This window comes from Haemophilus sp. HMSC61B11 (genome assembly GCF_001838615.1).
Taxonomy (GTDB): Bacteria; Pseudomonadota; Gammaproteobacteria; order Enterobacterales; family Pasteurellaceae; genus Haemophilus_D; species Haemophilus_D parainfluenzae_AD.
The window spans coordinates 144,244-161,741 of record NZ_KV837957.1; the positions used below are offsets into that span (position 1 = coordinate 144,244).

18 protein-coding genes are annotated in these 17,498 nt (G+C 38.5%); 14 read left to right on the top strand and 4 right to left on the bottom strand.

From position 1 onward, the window contains the following. Positions 1 to 4: 4 nt before the first annotated feature. Positions 5 to 844, bottom strand: coding sequence for a hypothetical protein (locus HMPREF3263_RS02470; protein ID WP_005698139.1), 840 nt, complete (start codon positions 842 to 844; stop codon positions 5 to 7). Between the two features lie 258 nt (positions 845 to 1,102). On the opposite strand from HMPREF3263_RS02470, the gene HMPREF3263_RS02475 reads away from it, so the two are divergent. Beyond that, the gene (locus tag HMPREF3263_RS02475; RefSeq protein WP_005695242.1) at positions 1,103 to 2,056 is read left to right on the top strand and encodes a hypothetical protein; all 954 of its coding nucleotides are present in this window, start codon (positions 1,103 to 1,105) and stop codon (positions 2,054 to 2,056) included. 93 nt (positions 2,057 to 2,149) lie between these two features. On the opposite strand, the gene pyrG is transcribed toward HMPREF3263_RS02475, so the two are convergent. Beyond that, positions 2,150 to 3,787, bottom strand: coding sequence for a glutamine hydrolyzing CTP synthase (gene pyrG / locus HMPREF3263_RS02480; RefSeq protein ID WP_005698151.1), 1,638 nt, complete (start codon positions 3,785 to 3,787; stop codon positions 2,150 to 2,152). Between the two features lie 258 nt (positions 3,788 to 4,045). On the opposite strand from pyrG, the gene glmU reads away from it, so the two are divergent. The 3 genes from glmU to ispH all read left to right on the top strand — a co-directional run bounded on the left by glmU (position 4,046) and on the right by ispH (position 6,965). Next, a complete protein-coding gene (gene glmU, locus HMPREF3263_RS02485) occupies positions 4,046 to 5,416 on the top strand; it encodes a bifunctional UDP-N-acetylglucosamine diphosphorylase/glucosamine-1-phosphate N-acetyltransferase GlmU (RefSeq protein WP_070852915.1) in 1,371 nt (456 codons plus the stop codon). Between the two features lie 116 nt (positions 5,417 to 5,532). Further along, positions 5,533 to 6,024, top strand: coding sequence for a signal peptidase II (gene lspA / locus HMPREF3263_RS02490; protein WP_070852916.1), 492 nt, complete (start codon positions 5,533 to 5,535; stop codon positions 6,022 to 6,024). Beyond that, positions 6,021 to 6,965 carry a 4-hydroxy-3-methylbut-2-enyl diphosphate reductase gene (ispH, locus tag HMPREF3263_RS02495; RefSeq protein ID WP_070852917.1) on the top strand — a complete coding sequence of 315 codons (945 nt, stop codon included), beginning with the start codon at positions 6,021 to 6,023 and terminating at the stop codon, positions 6,963 to 6,965. The genes lspA and ispH overlap by 4 nt, the downstream gene beginning before the upstream one ends. A 48-nt stretch (positions 6,966 to 7,013) precedes the next feature. Here the strand turns inward: ispH and HMPREF3263_RS02500 are convergent, their stop codons facing one another. Next, a complete protein-coding gene (locus HMPREF3263_RS02500) occupies positions 7,014 to 7,385 on the bottom strand; it encodes a CopM family metallochaperone (protein ID WP_049367277.1) in 372 nt (123 codons plus the stop codon). 131 nt (positions 7,386 to 7,516) lie between these two features. On the opposite strand from HMPREF3263_RS02500, the gene rdgB reads away from it, so the two are divergent. From rdgB to HMPREF3263_RS02540, 8 genes are all read left to right on the top strand, one after another. Continuing rightward, positions 7,517 to 8,116 (top strand): RdgB/HAM1 family non-canonical purine NTP pyrophosphatase, encoded by a 600-nt coding sequence (gene rdgB, locus HMPREF3263_RS02505; RefSeq protein ID WP_070852918.1) that lies wholly within the window; start codon positions 7,517 to 7,519, stop codon positions 8,114 to 8,116. 38 nt (positions 8,117 to 8,154) lie between these two features. After that, positions 8,155 to 8,472: a heavy metal-binding domain-containing protein gene (locus tag HMPREF3263_RS02510; protein WP_070852919.1), complete on the top strand. Its 318-nt coding sequence runs from the start codon at positions 8,155 to 8,157 to the stop codon at positions 8,470 to 8,472. Between the two features lie 145 nt (positions 8,473 to 8,617). Next, the gene (locus tag HMPREF3263_RS02515; protein ID WP_070852920.1) at positions 8,618 to 8,980 is read left to right on the top strand and encodes a helix-hairpin-helix domain-containing protein; all 363 of its coding nucleotides are present in this window, start codon (positions 8,618 to 8,620) and stop codon (positions 8,978 to 8,980) included. 212 nt (positions 8,981 to 9,192) lie between these two features. Further along, entirely contained in the window at positions 9,193 to 10,047 is an 855-nt protein-coding gene (gene focA / locus HMPREF3263_RS02520) for a formate transporter FocA (RefSeq protein WP_070852921.1), read from the top strand. Positions 10,048 to 10,102: 55 nt separating this feature from the next. Beyond that, positions 10,103 to 12,415 carry a formate C-acetyltransferase gene (gene pflB / locus HMPREF3263_RS02525; protein ID WP_070852922.1) on the top strand — a complete coding sequence of 771 codons (2,313 nt, stop codon included), beginning with the start codon at positions 10,103 to 10,105 and terminating at the stop codon, positions 12,413 to 12,415. A 78-nt stretch (positions 12,416 to 12,493) separates the two neighbouring features. Continuing rightward, positions 12,494 to 12,784, top strand: coding sequence for a putative quinol monooxygenase (locus tag HMPREF3263_RS02530; protein WP_070852923.1), 291 nt, complete (start codon positions 12,494 to 12,496; stop codon positions 12,782 to 12,784). A gap of 116 nt (positions 12,785 to 12,900) precedes the next feature. Beyond that, positions 12,901 to 13,641 (top strand): pyruvate formate lyase 1-activating protein, encoded by a 741-nt coding sequence (pflA, locus tag HMPREF3263_RS02535; protein WP_049371758.1) that lies wholly within the window; start codon positions 12,901 to 12,903, stop codon positions 13,639 to 13,641. A gap of 53 nt (positions 13,642 to 13,694) precedes the next feature. After that, entirely contained in the window at positions 13,695 to 14,198 is a 504-nt protein-coding gene (locus tag HMPREF3263_RS02540; protein WP_049364008.1) for a surface-adhesin E family protein, read from the top strand. A 121-nt stretch (positions 14,199 to 14,319) separates the two neighbouring features. Here the strand turns inward: HMPREF3263_RS02540 and efp are convergent, their stop codons facing one another. Then, positions 14,320 to 14,886 (bottom strand): elongation factor P, encoded by a 567-nt coding sequence (gene efp / locus HMPREF3263_RS02545; protein WP_005695259.1) that lies wholly within the window; start codon positions 14,884 to 14,886, stop codon positions 14,320 to 14,322. Between the two features lie 36 nt (positions 14,887 to 14,922). Here efp and epmB point away from each other — a divergent pair, with 36 nt between their 5' ends. Together epmB and oapA are read left to right on the top strand one after the other, a co-directional pair. Continuing rightward, positions 14,923 to 15,939, top strand: coding sequence for an EF-P beta-lysylation protein EpmB (epmB, locus tag HMPREF3263_RS02550; protein ID WP_049374723.1), 1,017 nt, complete (start codon positions 14,923 to 14,925; stop codon positions 15,937 to 15,939). Between the two features lie 75 nt (positions 15,940 to 16,014). After that, positions 16,015 to 17,397: an opacity-associated protein OapA gene (gene oapA, locus HMPREF3263_RS02555; protein ID WP_049374697.1), complete on the top strand. Its 1,383-nt coding sequence runs from the start codon at positions 16,015 to 16,017 to the stop codon at positions 17,395 to 17,397. Positions 17,398 to 17,498 lie beyond the last annotated feature (101 nt).

Here is a 17,498-nt window from a genome sequence, read left to right on the forward strand (position 1 = left end):
TGGTTTATTGATAATATTCATATTTCTTTGTGGTTTTATCTAACCATCTGCCTTTTTCATCATACATAATGCTTTCAATCACATTACCGTGTTGATCAAATTTATGACGTGTTGTGAACGTCTCTTCTAATTTCCCATGTTGATCAAAAATTTGGCGTTTTAATTCGTTGTGGTTTTTGTCATAAGTAAAATCTGCTCGTCCCTCATTAAAAGACGTGTTATGTACAAAGTCGCCATTTTCGAGATAACGATAAGTTTCGCAATTGCTTTCTTTTCCACTGTCATCAAAATCACAAACCTTGATGAGTTTATCGTCCTTGTAATGGAATTTTTTCGCATGGCCGTCAATCATCTTTGCATAATAAACGGCTTCAGAGATGAGTTTACCATCTTTGTCGTAAACTCTTTTGATGTAATCTTCTTGAAAATTCGGTTTTTTCGGCTTTTTGCCTACATAGGTGATTTCTAAAATGATACCTGAACCATCGCTGTTTTCTTGATAATGGTAGAGTTTTCCATGAGCCTCTTTATCGATAGTGTAACGAATTTCTTCTAATTGATTGTTTTGATCATATCGATAATTCGCCGTCGTTTTATAGGAATATTCAGATTCTTGGGTAATCTCTTCAGTTTTAATTAAAAAGCCTTGCTCGTTATAAAATTGACGAACATCGTTCGTGACCACTTCTCCTTCTACCGTTTCTGGATTATCTTCCGACTGTGAAATAACGGACTTCACTTTGCCTTGTAAGTGATTAGCTTGCCAATCAGTTTGAATAGGGAAAAGTGCGAAAGCACAGGTAGAAAGGCTAGCGAGAAGGGTTGTCAGTAAAAATTTATGCATGGTTATTCCTTTTATAACAAGCAGTTGAATTGAAGAATGTTTTATAAATATATTTAAAAGTAACCACTTATTTAAGTTAGATAAATAGTTGACTAAAATGTTATACTAATTCAAATGTTTTTTGAAGTGTAATTAAATAAATTTGCTTTTTTATGGGGTAAGAAAATGATGAAAGTATTCCGGGAAGTGGTAATTTTTCTGTCTTGATAAGAAAAGCATAATACACAAATATATTGATTAAGAGAGATATTAGGAAATATGAAGCTTTTAAAGACACCATTAGAAATATGTTTGTGGACAATTGGTATATTGCTTGGAATTGCCACATTATTATTTATTTTGAGTTATTTTGTATTTTATTTTTTGTTTTCTTCAGCTCCACAAGATTGGGCGCTTAGAGGTGTTCAGTTACAAGATAAACCGTATTTAGCAGGTATTGATGATTTATCTCCGAATGCATTTGTTTTTGCAACAACCGGAGAAGATGCGCCAGATTATGTTATTACGCTCGATAATACATATTTTAAGTGGGGCGATTTTCGTTTAAATAAACTTTCATTAAATAGTCATGTTGTTAGAATCAATAATTTGGTTAGATTGGGTGAACAACATGATACTGACTTAGGCATGCCAGAAACGATTTCTATTAATGGACAGTCTTGTTTGAGTAGAGGAAGTTTTGTTTTTGTACGAATAAAAGGTAAGGGGCCTTCGATGTCTTATTCTGATTTTACCTTAGCTAGTTGTGAAATACCTGAAGGCGAGGTTATTCTACCGACGATTCGTTTAAAGAGTAAAGTTGCATTTTATGAAAATCGCCAGCTTAATTATGATTACCTTTGGAAACATAATGAGTTAATAAGTTCACAAATAATGCAAGCTCATAGTTATAATGCGAACTTTATAGAGCCGAGTTTGCAAGTTCAGCTAGCCAATGATAAAGATAAATTTGATATTTGGTGGTATTACACTGATTTAACCAATCATGCGAAGCTTATCCAAGTTGTTCACGGTGATTACATGGATGAAGCCAGTAGTGAAAGGAATTTTGTTATTGGTGAGTGTCGTTATAAAGTAGGTAACACTCGAATTTATCTCACTGATTTAACAAAAGATACCGCACATTGGCATTTTATTGATGATTTCGATTCAGGTGATATTTCTGATAAATGTAAAATGCAGATCTTGCCTTATCGTTTAGTGAAACAGTAATAGAATCAATCAAATTAAAATGCTTAAAAATGCAAAGTGCGGTCAAAAATTCTTGTGTTTTTGACCGCACTTATTTATTGAATTATCAACAAATTACTTTTCAGTTTTTAACTGATTTTCTCTTGCTGCTTTGACAAAGCCTTCGAATAATGGGTGGCCATCACGAGGCGTTGACGTAAATTCTGGGTGGAATTGACATGCCACAAACCAAGGGTGGTTTGGTACTTCAATGATTTCCACTAATTTACGATCCGCAGATAAGCCAGTTACTTTAAGACCTGCTTTTTCAATTTGTGGAAGCAGATTATTATTCACTTCATAACGGTGGCGGTGACGTTCTTCAATGGTTTCTTTGCCATATAATGCACGCGCTTTTGAGCCTTCAATTAAATGACATTGTTGTGCCCCTAAACGCATCGTACCACCGAGATCTGAATTGTCGTCACGGGTTTCAATGTGGCCTTCCGCATCTTGCCATTCTGTAATCAAACCAACAACTGGTTGCTCACAGTTACGATCAAATTCAGATGAGTTCGCTTTTTCAAGACCGGCAACGTTACGTGCATATTCGATTAATGCAATTTGCATCCCTAAACAAATACCGAGGTAAGGCACATTGTTTTCACGTGCATATTTTGCTGTCAAAATTTTGCCTTCTACACCGCGATAGCCAAAGCCGCCTGGTACTAAAATACCATCGACACCTTTTAATACGTCAGTGCCTTTGGTTTCAACATCTTGAGAATCAATGTATTTGATATGCACGCTTAAACGGTTTTTCAAACCTGCATGTTTTAAGGCTTCATTCACTGATTTATACGCGTCTGGTAATTCAGTATATTTACCTACCATACCGATGGTGACATCGCCCACAGGGTTTGCTTCTTGATAAAGCACTTGTTCCCATTCAGAAAGGTCCGCTTCTGGACAGTCTAAGTGGAAACGTTGGCAGATAAATTCATCTAAACCTTGTGATTTCAATAATGCCGGAATTTGGTAGATTGAATTCACATCTTTTAATGAGATCACCGCACGTTCTGGCACGTTACAGAATAAAGCAATTTTTGCACGCTCGTTTGGTGGAATCATGCGATCTGAACGGCAGATAAGCACATCCGGTTGAATACCAATCGAAAGTAATTCTTTTACAGAATGTTGCGTTGGCTTGGTTTTCACCTCGCCCGCCGTTGGGATGTATGGCACTAACGTTAAGTGCATAAAAATAGTATGCTCACGGCCCACTTGTACGGCAAGTTGACGCAGTGCTTCTAAGAATGGAAGTGATTCAATATCACCCACAGTTCCGCCTACTTCCACGATAACCACATCATGGCCTTGCGCACCGGCAATCACGCGATCTTTAATTTCATTGGTGATGTGTGGGATAACTTGAATTGTTGCACCTAAATAATCACCACGACGCTCTTTGCGTAATACTTCAGAATAAATTTTACCTGTGGTGAAGTTGTTGCGTTTTGTCATTTTGGTACGAATAAAACGCTCGTAGTGGCCTAAGTCTAAATCGGTTTCCGCCCCGTCTTGTGTCACGAATACTTCGCCGTGTTGGGTTGGGCTCATTGTACCCGGATCCACGTTGATGTAAGGGTCTAATTTCATAATAGTCACGTTTAAGCCACGTGCTTCTAAAATTGCTGCCAATGATGCTGCAGCAATGCCTTTACCTAACGATGAAACCACACCGCCTGTGACGAAAATATAATTTGTAGCCATAGTGAGAGACCTAAAATATTGGGATAAAAATGATTATAGCCAATCATCTTTTATGCAAATTTGTGCAGAATACTGAAAAGTGCGGTCAAAAATAAAAGAAAAAGATGATTAGCTATCAAGACGGGAGGATAGTTTACAGGATTTGAGATTTTTATACAATCTTGTCTTGTCAGGAATGTATGAAAATTAAATGGCTTATCATATTCTCCATTCTACGATAGAATACGCCCAAATTTTTTATAAAGAAGAGAAGAATTTATGACAAATAAAGCATTAAGCGTGGTGATTTTAGCCGCCGGTAAAGGCACTCGAATGTATTCTGATTTACCAAAAGTCTTGCACAAAGTGGCAGGAAAACCGATGGTAAAACATGTGATCGATACGGCAAATCAATTAGGTGCGGAAAACGTGCATTTGATTTATGGTCACGGTGGCGAATTAATGCGTGAGCGTTTGGCAAATGAAAGTGTGAACTGGGTGTTCCAAGTGGAACAGTTGGGTACAGGACATGCTATGCAACAAGCAATGCCTTTTTTCCGTGATGATGAAAATGTTTTAATGGTGTATGGCGATGGTCCAATGATTACACCAGAAACATTGCAAAAATTAATCGATGCGAAACCTGAAAATGGTATTGCAGTGTTAACGGTCGTATTAGATAACCCAACGGGTTATGGTCGAATCGTACGTGAAAATGGCAAAGTTGTAGGGATTGTTGAACAAAAAGATGCAACGCCTGAGCAGCTTAAAATTCAAGAGATTAATACAGGTGTGTTAGTTTCAGATGGTGCAAGTTTCAAAAAATGGTTAGCGCGTTTAGATAATAATAATGCACAAGGCGAGTTTTATATTACTGATGTAATTGGCTTAGCTCATCAAGATGGTTGTCCGATTGTAGCTGTTCAAGCAACTGATTTTATGGAAGTTGAAGGGGTAAATAATCGCCTACAATTAGCCAAAATGGAACGCTATTATCAACGTAAACAAGCAGAAAAACTTTTACTTGCAGGCATGATGTTGATTGACCCTGAGCGTTTTGATTTACGCGGCACATTAGAGCACGGTAAAGATGTTGAAATTGATGTGAATGTAATTGTGGAAGGCAATGTGCGCTTGGGTGACCGTGTAAAAATCGGTGCAGGTTGCGTATTGAAAAACGTGACCATTGGTGATGATGTTGAAATCAAGCCTTATTCTGTTTTAGAAGATGCGACAATTGGTGAGAAGGCGGCGATTGGTCCATTCTCTCGTTTACGTCCAGGTGCTGAATTAGCGGCTGAAACCCATGTGGGTAACTTCGTGGAAATTAAAAAATCCACAGTGGGTAAAGGCTCTAAGGTAAACCACCTCACTTATGTGGGTGATACTGAAATCGGTGAAAACTGTAACATCGGTGCGGGTGTCATTACTTGTAACTATGATGGTGCGAATAAATTTAAAACAATCATTGGTAACAATGTATTCGTGGGCTCAGATACGCAGTTAGTTGCACCAGTTACTGTAGCCGATGGCGCAACGATCGGTGCGGGCTCAACGATTACTCAAAATATTGAGAAAGATGAGCTTGTGATTACTCGCGTGCCGCAACGTCATATTCAAGGTTGGCAAAGACCAGTGAAGAAAAAATAATTAACATTGAAAGGCGAACCAATGTGTTCGCCTTTTATGATTTGATGCCTTTTACTTTATAAAGGCTATTCGAGTTGTTAAAATCATCGTCCATTTATAAAGACAGATAATTTCCTATGACAAAAAATAAAACAGGACTTTCATTCCTTTGGTTAAGTGCGGTTGCGTTTATCCTTGATTTACTGACTAAATATATCGTAGTACAACGCTTTGATCTCTATGAAAGTGTAAACATATTGCCCGTTTTTAATTTAACCTATGTGCGTAACTATGGCGCAGCGTTTAGCTTCCTCGCTGAGCATGATGGCTGGCAGAAATATTTCTTTATCGTGCTTGCGATTGGGATTTCTTTAATGCTGGCTTACTTTATGAAAAAGAATTCGGCAGAACAAAAATTACAAAACTCAGCGTATGCACTGATTATTGGTGGTGCGTTAGCCAATATGGTGGACCGAGCGTATAACGGTTTTGTGGTGGATTTCTTAGATTTTTATTGGGATATTTATCATTATCCGGTATTCAATGTGGCAGATATTGCGATTTGTATTGGTGCGGGTTTATTAGCATTAGATGCCTTTAAAGGTGATAAAAAGAGCGGTCAAAAATGAAGATAATTTTAGCCAATCCTCGCGGATTTTGCGCGGGTGTCGATCGAGCCATTAGCATTGTTGAATTAGCGCTTGAAATTCATGGTGCACCGATTTATGTACGTCATGAAGTGGTGCATAATCGTTTTGTGGTAAATGGTTTGCGTGAGCGTGGAGCAATTTTTGTGGAAGAACTGAGCGAAGTGCCAGATGGCGCCATTGTGATTTTCTCCGCTCATGGTGTGTCACAAGCCGTTCGTCAAGAAGCGAAAGATCGTCAGTTAAAAGTGTTTGATGCAACTTGTCCGTTGGTAACCAAAGTGCATATGCAAGTGGCACGTGCGAGCCGTAAAGGGACAAAAGCGATTTTGATCGGGCACAAAGGACATCCAGAAGTGGAAGGCACAATGGGGCAGTATAATAATGCCGAAGGTGGCATTTTCTTAATTGAAAGCGTGGAAGATATTGCTCGCTTGCCGGTTCAAGAAAATGATGATTTAACCTTTATAACACAAACCACACTTTCTCTTGATGATACGGCGGAAACCATCAGCGCATTAAAAGATAAATATCCTGCGATTCAAGGCCCACATAAAAACGATATTTGCTATGCCACAACGAATCGCCAAGAAGCAGTGCGTGAATTAGCGAAACAATGTGATTTAGTGGTGGTTGTAGGCTCTAAAAACTCATCGAATTCTAATCGTTTAGCTGAGTTGGCATCGCGTATGGGCGTGAAATCAAAATTGATTGATGATCCAAATGATGTGGCAGCAGATTGGTTTGAAGGCGTTGAAACAATTGGCGTAACAGCAGGTGCTTCAGCACCGGAAGAGTTGGTGCAATCCGTGATTGCTCGATTAAAAGAATTTGGTGCAGATACTATTGAAGAGCTTCAAGGCTTAGAAGAGAATATGTTCTTTGAAGTGCCAAAAGAGTTAAGAATAAAAGAAGTAAACTAATTCTATTAAAAAAGTGCGGTTAATTTACCGCACTTTTTTTGTGTTATTTTATTTTTTATTGTGCACTTTAAGCCATTTTTGCATTTGTTCAATTTCTGCTTTTTGAGCGTTAATAATATTCTCAGCAAGCTTACGCATCTCAGGATCTTTTCCGTATTTTAATTCGACTTCCGCCATCTTTACTGCGCCAATATGATGTGGCAACATACCTGCTGCAAAAGCAACATCAGGATCTTTATATTGCGCAGCTGCCATCATGTCTTGATGCATTTGATTCATACCTTGCATTAATTCTTGTTGCATTGCAGAATCTGTCGACATTGGCATATTCATGTGTGCTTGATGCGGTTGTTCATTCGCTTGGGCATAAATTGAAACTGCAGCAGCGCTAAGTGTGATAAAAGTCATAAGTTTTTTCATGTTTTTCTCCTATGTGATAACTGAATGAGCACCAATCATAAACTTTGACCTAAGGTTAAGGTCAATATTTATTCCGAAAATTTTTGGTGAGATGCTAAAATAAGACAATGTTTGATATGAGGGACAGAATCATGAAACAAAAAATTGTGCTTGCCACGGGTAATAAAGGCAAAGTAAAAGAAATGGCAGACGTATTAGCAGATTTCGGTTTTGAAGTCATTGCTCAGACAGATTTAGGCATTGAAAGTCCAGAGGAAACTGGCTTAACGTTTGTCGAAAATGCAATTTTGAAAGCGCGTTATGCATCTGAAAAATCGGGTTTGCCGGCCATTGCAGATGATTCTGGCCTTGTGGTGGATGCGTTAAATGGTGCACCAGGATTGTATTCTGCTCGTTATGCCGGAGTAGATGGTGAGGAAGCCGATGCGAAAAACCGAGAAAAATTACTGGCAGAATTAGTTGATGTACCGACTGAACGTCGCCAAGCAAAATTTGTGAGTACGATTGTGTTATTACAACACCCAAGTGATCCTTCTCCGATCATTGCTCAAGGTGAATGTGACGGGCAAATTATTTATGAAGAACGAGGCGAAAATGGCTTCGGCTATGACTCGCTCTTTTTTAGCCCAGAAAAAGGCTGTACTTTTGCAGAATTAGAAACCGTAGAGAAAAAGAAAATCTCTCATCGTGCGAAGGCATTAGCCGTTTTAAAATCAAAATTAAGCGTCTAAAGTGCGGTTAATTTTTAACGAGAATTTAAGGATACAAAATGATTGTGACAACAACTCCTAATGTTGAAGGGAAGCAAATCGTAGAATATAAACAAGTCGTCTTTGGAGAAGTGATTGCAGGGGCAAACTTTATACGTGATTTTTTTGCGGCCATTACCGATATGATTGGTGGGCGTTCTAGTGTTTATGAACGTCGTATTGGTCGAGCTCGCGAAGATGCTTTGAAAGAATTGGAAGAAAAAGCGATTGCTTTAGGCGCAAATGCCGTGGTTGGCGTAGAGATTAATTACACAACAGTAAGCAATAAAAGTATGTTTATGGTGATTGCAAGTGGCACAGCTGTAGTGGTGCGCTAAGGTCGTTTTTTTATTTGCTTAAATGTAATTTTTGCGATCAAGATCGCAAAAGTGCGGTCGATTTCTTGCGTGTTTTCTATGTTTCTTAAAAATGTCACTGTTGATATGAATCAACGGTACTTATTTGTTAATAAAGGGCATTTTTATGAAATTGATGAAACATTTATTTAGTTCATTATTTATTGCGGGCGTGATGTTGAGTACACAAGCAATTGCAGAAGAAAAGACAGCAGAGCAGGCTCAACCGCAAACGCAAGTGCAGCAACAAACAGCTGTGCAAGCACCATCACAAACTGTACAACAAACAGTGAGTGATAAATTAAATATCAATACCGCTAGTGCATCAGAAATTCAAAAAGCATTGATTGGTATTGGGGCGAAAAAAGCAGAAGCCATTGTGCAATATCGTGAAAAACATGGTAATTTCACCGTGGCAGAACAACTACTTGAAGTACAAGGCATTGGCAAAGCCACGCTAGAGAAAAACCGAGATCGTATTGTGTTTTAATGTTGTTATTTTTATATGAAAAGCGGAATAGTGATATTCCGCTTTTTTATTTTTGAACAGAAAATTTACCAAAACTTGCAAAATATCAAATTTTTTTAGAATAAGTTGGGGATTTCTTGCAATGGTTTTATAAGAGAGTAGAATACCAAATGGGTATAGGAATACCTATGTTGTAGTATAAGAAATAATAAACCAACTATTTGGAGTTAGATATGGCATCAGAAAATTTAAATCAATTTTCTGTTGCTCTCACACCAGTTGAAGCAACGGATTATGCTGAAAGCGTCGCTGCGTATAAAGCGCAAAAACGCCCATTTTTATCATTTCTGTCTGGTATTAGTGCTGGGGCTTGTATTGCTTTAGCCTTTGTATTCTATACGACGACACAAACAGCAAGCGCAGGAGCGCCTTGGGGATTAACCAAGTTAGTCGGTGGGTTAGTTTTCTCTTTAGGCGTAATTATGGTAGTAATTTTAGGATCTGAATTATTCACCTCTTCTACTTTAACCTTAGTTGCTCGCGTAGGCGGTAAGATAACCACAACGCAAATGATCCGAAATTGGATTGTGGTATATTTGGGCAACTTTGTGGGCGGTTTATTTATTGCTGCAGTGATTTGGTTTGGGGGACAAACCATGGCAGCAAATGGTCAATGGGGTTTAACCATTTTGGCTACCGCTCAGCATAAGATTCACCATACTTGGTTTGAAGCATTTAACCTTGGTATTTTATGTAACATTATGGTGTGTGTAGCAGTATGGATGTCTTATTCCGGTAAAACTGTTACAGACAAAGCATTTATTATGATTATGCCGATTGGTTTATTTGTCGCATCTGGTTTTGAACACTGTGTGGCAAATATGTTTATGATTCCACTAGGCATTATCACCGCTCATTCTAGTACGCCAGAATTTTGGCAACAAATTGGGGTGGATCCAATGAAATATGCAGATTTAGATCTCTATCATTTCATTGTGAAGAATTTGATTCCAGTAACGTTAGGAAACATTGTGGGTGGTGCGGTTTGTATCGGCTTATTCCAACGTTATTTAACCAAAGCTCACTAATGTACTAACGAACGAAGCAAGACTTATTTTTTATCAATTAAAAAAGGAAATGACTATGTCAGAACTTAATGAAGCACAAAAAGTTGCGTGGGCAGGATTCGTTGCCGGTGATTGGCAAGAAAACGTCAACGTGCGTGATTTTATTCAAAAGAACTACACCCCGTATGAAGGTGATGATTCTTTCTTAGCTGGGCCAACCGAAGCGACAACAAAACTTTGGGAAACCGTAATGGAAGGAATTAAAGTTGAAAACCGCACACATGCGCCATTAGACTTTGACGAACATACGCCTTCAACGATTACTTCTCACGCACCAGGTTATATCAATAAAGACTTAGAGAAAATCGTAGGTCTTCAAACTGATGCTCCATTAAAACGTGCTATTATGCCATTTGGTGGTATTAAAATGGTGGAAGGTTCTTGTAAAGTTTATGGTCGTGAACTTGATCCAAAAGTGAAAAAAATCTTCACTGAATACCGTAAAACACATAACCAAGGTGTATTTGATGTTTATACGCCAGATATTTTACGTTGTCGTAAATCTGGTGTATTAACTGGTCTTCCAGATGCTTATGGTCGTGGCCGTATCATCGGTGACTACCGTCGTGTCGCGCTTTACGGCGTTGACTTCTTAATGAAAGATAAATACGAACAATTCTCTTCTTTACAAAAAGATTTAGAAGATGGCGTAAATCTTGAAGCAACAATTCGTTTACGTGAAGAAATCGCAGAACAACACCGTGCATTAGGCCAATTAAAACAAATGGCTGCAAGCTATGGTTATGATATTTCTAACCCAGCAACTAATGCTCAAGAAGCAATTCAATGGATGTACTTTGCTTATCTTGCTGCAATCAAATCACAAAATGGTGCAGCGATGTCATTCGGTCGTACTGCAACCTTCATCGATATCTATATCGAGCGTGATTTAAAAGCAGGTAAACTTACTGAAACTGAAGCGCAAGAATTAGTTGATCACTTAGTCATGAAGCTTCGTATGGTTCGTTTCTTACGTACACCTGAATACGATCAATTATTCTCTGGTGACCCAATGTGGGCAACTGAAACCATCGCAGGTATGGGTTTAGATGGCCGTACATTAGTAACCAAAAATACATTCCGTATTTTACACACCCTTTACAACATGGGTACTTCTCCAGAACCAAACTTAACCATTCTTTGGTCTGAACAATTACCTGAAAACTTCAAACGTTTCTGTGCGAAAGTATCGATTGATACCTCATCTGTTCAATACGAAAACGATGATTTAATGCGTCCAGACTTCAACAATGATGACTATGCAATCGCATGTTGTGTATCACCAATGGTTGTTGGTAAACAAATGCAATTCTTCGGTGCGCGTGCAAACTTAGCGAAAACATTGTTATACGCAATCAACGGTGGTATCGATGAAAAGTTAGGTATGCAAGTAGGTCCGAAAACTGCACCAATCACTGATGAAGTGTTAGATTTCGACACCGTCATGACTCGTATGGACAGCTTTATGGATTGGTTGGCAAAACAATATGTGACAGCCTTAAACATCATCCACTACATGCACGATAAATATTCATATGAAGCAGCATTAATGGCGTTACATGACCGTGATGTATTCCGTACCATGGCTTGTGGTATCGCGGGTCTTTCTGTTGCAGCAGACTCACTTTCAGCAATTAAATATGCGAAAGTTAAACCAGTCCGTGGTGACATCAAAGATAAAGATGGCAATGTTGTTGCAACTAACGTAGCAATCGACTTTGAAATCGAAGGTGAATATCCACAATATGGTAACAACGATAACCGTGTTGATGACATCGCTTGTGACTTAGTTGAACGTTTCATGAAGAAAATTCAAAAACTTAAAACTTACCGCAACGCAGTGCCTACACAATCTGTATTAACTATTACTTCTAACGTAGTTTATGGTAAGAAAACAGGTAACACCCCAGATGGTCGTCGTGCTGGTGCACCATTCGGACCAGGTGCAAACCCAATGCACGGTCGTGACCAAAAAGGTGCGGTAGCGTCATTAACTTCTGTGGCTAAACTTCCATTTGCTTACGCGAAAGATGGTATTTCTTATACCTTCTCAATCGTACCAAATGCGTTAGGTAAAGATGCAGAAGCACAACGTCGTAACCTTGCTGGCTTAATGGATGGTTACTTCCACCATGAAGCTGAAGTAGAAGGTGGTCAACACTTAAATGTTAACGTATTAAACCGTGAAATGTTATTAGATGCGATGGAAAACCCGGACAAATATCCGCAATTAACCATTCGTGTATCTGGTTACGCAGTACGTTTCAACTCTTTAACTAAAGAGCAACAACAAGACGTCGTAACTCGTACATTCACAGAATCGTTCTAAATAAAATTATGCTATAATACAAACCACTTATAGACTAGTTTTATAAGTGGTTTATTTTTATATATAGGAGAGCAAATTATGATAACAGTTATTGCCCAATTTTCAGTAAAAGCAGATAAAATCAATGATTTTTTAGCTCAATGCCAAGAGTTGATTAAGCATACTCGCCAAGAAACAGGATGCGTATCTTACGAACTACAACAAAATAGCGAACAAGCTAATCATTATGTTTTTATTGAGCAATGGAAAAGCAAAGCCGATTTAGAACAACATTTTGCAACACCACACTTTACCTCAATTGTACCTGTATTGGTTGAGTATTGTGAGCAAGCACCAGTGGTGCAAACCTTTCAAAAAGTTAGTGAATAATGACCGCACTTTAATAAATATATTTTAATTATGAGCCTGATTTTAAGTCAGGCTCATTTTTTATAGATGATATTTTTGGTAAAATTTAGCTAGATTAATTTTTTGGAAATTTATGTATGCCTGTGCTAGGAAGAATTCACTCCTTTGAATCCTGTGGAACCGTGGATGGTCCCGGTATTCGTTTTATTTTATTTATGCAAGGCTGTTTAATGCGTTGCAAATATTGCCATAACCGTGATACTTGGGATCTTGATGGTGGGCGCGAAATCAGTGTGGAAGAACTCATGAAAGAAGTCGTGAGCTATCGCCATTTTATGAATGCAACTGGTGGTGGTGTGACAGCATCAGGTGGTGAGGCAATTCTTCAAGCAGAGTTTGTGCGTGACTGGTTCCGAGCTTGTAAAGCAGAAGGGATTAATACTTGTTTAGATACTAATGGGTTTGTACGTCATTATGACCATATTATTGATGAACTACTCGATGTAACCGATCTCGTTTTGCTTGATTTAAAAGAACTGAACGACAAAGTACACCAGAATTTGATCGGCGTACCGAATAAACGGACGCTGGAATTTGCGAAATATTTGCAAAAACGTAATCAGCGTACCTGGATTCGTTATGTAGTAGTTCCAGGTTATACCGATAACGATCATGATGTTCATCTGCTCGGACAGTTTATTGAAGGTATGACCAATATTGAAAAAGTCGAACTTCTCCCTTATCATCGATTAGGGGCTCATAAATGGAAAACCCTTGGCTTTGAGTATGAGCTCGCAGATGTTTTGCCACCGACGAAAGAATCGCTTGAACATATCAAAACGATTCTTGAAGGATATGGACATACGGTAAAATATTAAGCTAAGGTATAAAAAGATTAACAGCAGGCTTTAGAAAGCTTTAAGGAGGAAAAATGAAAAAATTAGCATTAACGTTTTTAGGTGTAGCCCTTTTAGCAGGTTGTTTAGCTGTTCAATCGCCAGTTACACAAGAAGAGGTGACATTAACCGCCCCTTCAAAAGATAGAGTAGGGTATGTGCGATTAGTAAAAGATAAAAATTACTACATTGATACTGATTCTATTTGGGTAGATAACCAAGATTTAAATCAGGTGCACTTTGATGCCGTGGTGAATTTGGATAAAGGTTTATATGTGTATCCAAATGAGAAAAGACGCTATGCGCGTTCTGTTCGCCAATATAAAATTTTAAACTGTAAGAACTACCATTTAACTCAAGTTCGTACTGATTTTTATGATGATTTCTGGGGTGAAGGTTTACGCGCCGCACCGAAAAAACAAGAGAAATACACCATTAGCTTAAAACCTAACACAACGCTCTATGCGGCTGCGCAAGTTATTTGTGTGAACTCAGATAGAAAACCTTCTTTAGAGTTAGAAGGCTCAAAAGCAAAATAATCAATTAAAGTGCGGTTAGAAATAACCGCATTTTTTATCTCTCAGATATTAATGAACAGGCAATAAAAAACGGTCAATATTCATTAAATATTGACCGCTCTTTTTATCTCTCAATGAAAGATTATTTCACACGAGAGACGTATTCGCCTGAACGAGTATCCACTTTAATCACTTCACCGATTTGAACGAAAAGAGGTACTTTCACCACTGCACCAGTACTTAATGTTGCTGGTTTACCGCCAGTACCTGCAGTATCACCTTTAAGACCTGGGTCAGTATCGATGATTTCTAATTCTACGAAGTTTGGTGGGGTAACAGTAATTGGCGCACCGTTCCATAAAGTCACGATACAATCTGCTTGGTCTAATAACCATTTTTCAGCATCACCCACTGCTTTTGCATCAGCAGAGTATTGTTCAAATGTTTCTGGGTGCATGAAGTACCAGAATGCATCATCTTTGTATGAATAAGTGAGGTTAAGATCCATAACATCAGCAGCTTCAACCGAAGTACCAGATTTGAAGTTTACGTCTAATACTTTGCCTGAAATTAATTTACGAATACGAGTACGAGTAAAAGCTTGGCCTTTACCTGGTTTAACGAATTCGTTTTCAACGATCACACAAGGCTCACCGTCTTGCATAAATTTTAGACCTGGTTTGAAATCACTGGTAGTATATGTAGCCATATTAAAAATATCCTAAAAAATAGAGATTGTTTGAAAGTGCGTATTTTAACCCGAAATATTGCGATTAGAGAAGAACAAAATTGGTTAGAAACCCTAAAAAATGCGATTTCTGATCCGAAAATCTTATTAAAAACCTTAAATTTACCTGTTGACGATTTTGCCGAGGATATCGCTGCTCGTAAACTTTTTGCTATGCGAGTGCCTTTACCTTTTGTCGAAAAAATGGAAAAAGGAAATCCTAAAGATCCACTTTTTTTACAAGTGATGACAGCTCAACAAGAATTTATTGAGACCGAAGGGTTTAGCCAAGATCCTTTAGATGAGCAGCAAAAAAATGCCGTACCTAATATTCTGCATAAATACCAAAATCGCTTGCTGTTCATGGCAAAAGGAGGCTGTGCCGTTAACTGTCGTTATTGTTTCCGTCGTCATTTTCCTTATGATCAAAACCCAGGCAATAAAGCGAGCTGGCAACAAGCTATAGACTATATTGCAGCCCATCCAGAAATTGAAGAAGTGATTTTTTCGGGTGGCGATCCGATGATGGCAAAGGATAGTGAATGGGCATGGCTATTAGAACGCCTTGAAAAAATACCGCACTTACAGCGTTTACGTATTCACTCTCGTTTGCCTGTCGTGATTCCGGAGCGAATTACGGATGAATTTTGTGATTTATTGCTAAAAAGCCCATTACAAACAGTGTTTGTGACACATATCAATCATCCAAATGAAATTGATGAAGAACTCGCTTTGGCTATGCAAAAACTGGCAGGCGCTAAAGTCACGTTACTCAATCAATCAGTCCTTTTAAAGGATGTGAATGATAACCCACATACATTAAAAGCATTGAGCGATAAGCTGTTTCAAGCAGGTATTCTGCCTTATTACTTGCATTTGTTGGATAAAGTGCAAGGTGCGAGCCATTTCTATATTTCAGATGAGAAAGCGTTACAAATTTATAAAGAATTACAGGCGCTCACTTCTGGCTATTTAGTACCCAAATTAGCTCGAGAAATCGGTGGAGAGCCAAATAAGACTTTATACACAGCGTAAGATCCGATAAAATACGATCCAATTTTTCACCGCACTTTTTGTGCGATCTTTAGTTTAGCAAATCGAGGTAATCCCGTGGATAATAAAAATCAACCTAACGACAATTCATCTCAAAATGAATTAGATTTAGGATTTAATCATTCAGACTCTGTGACCCCAAGAAAACCGGTTCAACAAAGTGGCTCAATTTTTGATAAAGCCAAAGGTTTATTTGGTAAAAAAGAACAGCCAGATACGCAATTCCATGTTCGTCGCGAACCAACTTTTGGTGCGGCAGCAAGCCAACCTTTTTCACCATCTCAAGCATTCCAAAGTGAAAATACTGAACAGTCAGCATCATCAAGTGCTTTCGGATCTCAAGAGCCTGTTGAAAATGTTCAAGTAGAAAGCGTAGTGGAAGAAAAAGTGATTTTTGAAAATTCTCCAGCAGAAGAGGTTGTGGAAGAAGTGACAACTCAAGCAGAAACCGTTGCACCAGCCGCTTCAGCAAGCTTGAAATCACCTGAAAAATGGAAGGTTTTACAAATGTTACCAGAAAAACATCGTCGTTTATTTATTGCGATTTTGGGTTTAGTGGTATTACTAATCATTTTCTTCACCTTAAAACCAAATTCAGATACGGTAGAGTCTTTTGAACAACAAAACAGCAATGAAATTCCGGTTCAATTCCAATCATTGGATCAGTCTCAACCGGTTGAAACCACAGTATTAGATAATAATAATGCAGCGCCGGCAACAACGGAACAAGCCGCAAATGAAGCTAAATCAGATGCACCTCCAGCCATGGAGTACGTAGGTGATAAAGCAGATGCTGCGAAATCACAACCTGCAGAGCCTGCACAACAAACTGTTGCTCAACAACCAGCAACTCAACCAGCACCGGTTCAACCAGCTGTTGCTCCTGCACCAGTTAAAGAACCCGTGAAAACAGTGCAACCAACTGTGGAAAAACATACCGTAACAGTTGAGCATAAAGCAGAACCTCGTCGTGAACAAACATCGGTGGTTCAAGAGAAAAAACAACCTAAACCTGTAGCTGAAAAAGCAACAGTTCAGCCGACTCAAACAGTGAAAAAAGAGTCAAGCAAAATTCAAGAAGCAAAACCGGTTGCAACCAAAGATAGTAAGGTTCAAATTGTGGATGCGAAATCAGCAAGTAACAATGCGGTTAAAGCAACAGAACCAACAGTACAAACCGCTTCAACAAGTGCAACAAAAACATTAACTGTGCCTCAAGGTGTTTCACTGATGCAAGTATTCCGTGATAATAAATTGAATATTTCAGATGTGAATGCAATGACAAAAGCAAATGGTGCAGGTAATGCATTAAGCAGCTTCAAGCCTGGTGACAAAGTACAGGTTTCAGTGAATAGTCAAGGTCGAGTGAGTGAGCTTCGTTTATCAAATGGCGGCAAGTTCATTCGTCAAGCCGATGGTTCATATCAATATAAAAAATAATTTTTAGTGGGCGAGTAATCGCCCATTTTTCTAGATGAGATTGTTTATCCTTGCTCATTTTGAAAAGTGAGCAATCATAAACAAACTTTGATGGAAATAGA

Coding starts and splice junctions, on each gene's coding strand:
- HMPREF3263_RS02500 (WP_049367277.1), bottom strand. CDS start 7,385: ATGAAAAAACTTATGACTTTTATCACACTTAGCGCTGCTGCAGTTTCA.
- HMPREF3263_RS02510 (WP_070852919.1), top strand. CDS start 8,155: ATGATTGTGACAACAACTCCTAATGTTGAAGGGAAGCAAATCGTAGAA.
- glmU (WP_070852915.1), top strand. CDS start 4,046: ATGACAAATAAAGCATTAAGCGTGGTGATTTTAGCCGCCGGTAAAGGC.
- HMPREF3263_RS02470 (WP_005698139.1), bottom strand. CDS start 844: ATGCATAAATTTTTACTGACAACCCTTCTCGCTAGCCTTTCTACCTGT.
- HMPREF3263_RS02475 (WP_005695242.1), top strand. CDS start 1,103: ATGAAGCTTTTAAAGACACCATTAGAAATATGTTTGTGGACAATTGGT.
- efp (WP_005695259.1), bottom strand. CDS start 14,886: ATGGCTACATATACTACCAGTGATTTCAAACCAGGTCTAAAATTTATG.
- focA (WP_070852921.1), top strand. CDS start 9,193: ATGGCATCAGAAAATTTAAATCAATTTTCTGTTGCTCTCACACCAGTT.
- pflB (WP_070852922.1), top strand. CDS start 10,103: ATGTCAGAACTTAATGAAGCACAAAAAGTTGCGTGGGCAGGATTCGTT.
- HMPREF3263_RS02530 (WP_070852923.1), top strand. CDS start 12,494: ATGATAACAGTTATTGCCCAATTTTCAGTAAAAGCAGATAAAATCAAT.
- pflA (WP_049371758.1), top strand. CDS start 12,901: ATGCCTGTGCTAGGAAGAATTCACTCCTTTGAATCCTGTGGAACCGTG.
- HMPREF3263_RS02540 (WP_049364008.1), top strand. CDS start 13,695: ATGAAAAAATTAGCATTAACGTTTTTAGGTGTAGCCCTTTTAGCAGGT.
- rdgB (WP_070852918.1), top strand. CDS start 7,517: ATGAAACAAAAAATTGTGCTTGCCACGGGTAATAAAGGCAAAGTAAAA.
- ispH (WP_070852917.1), top strand. CDS start 6,021: ATGAAGATAATTTTAGCCAATCCTCGCGGATTTTGCGCGGGTGTCGAT.
- lspA (WP_070852916.1), top strand. CDS start 5,533: ATGACAAAAAATAAAACAGGACTTTCATTCCTTTGGTTAAGTGCGGTT.
- pyrG (WP_005698151.1), bottom strand. CDS start 3,787: ATGGCTACAAATTATATTTTCGTCACAGGCGGTGTGGTTTCATCGTTA.
- HMPREF3263_RS02515 (WP_070852920.1), top strand. CDS start 8,618: ATGAAATTGATGAAACATTTATTTAGTTCATTATTTATTGCGGGCGTG.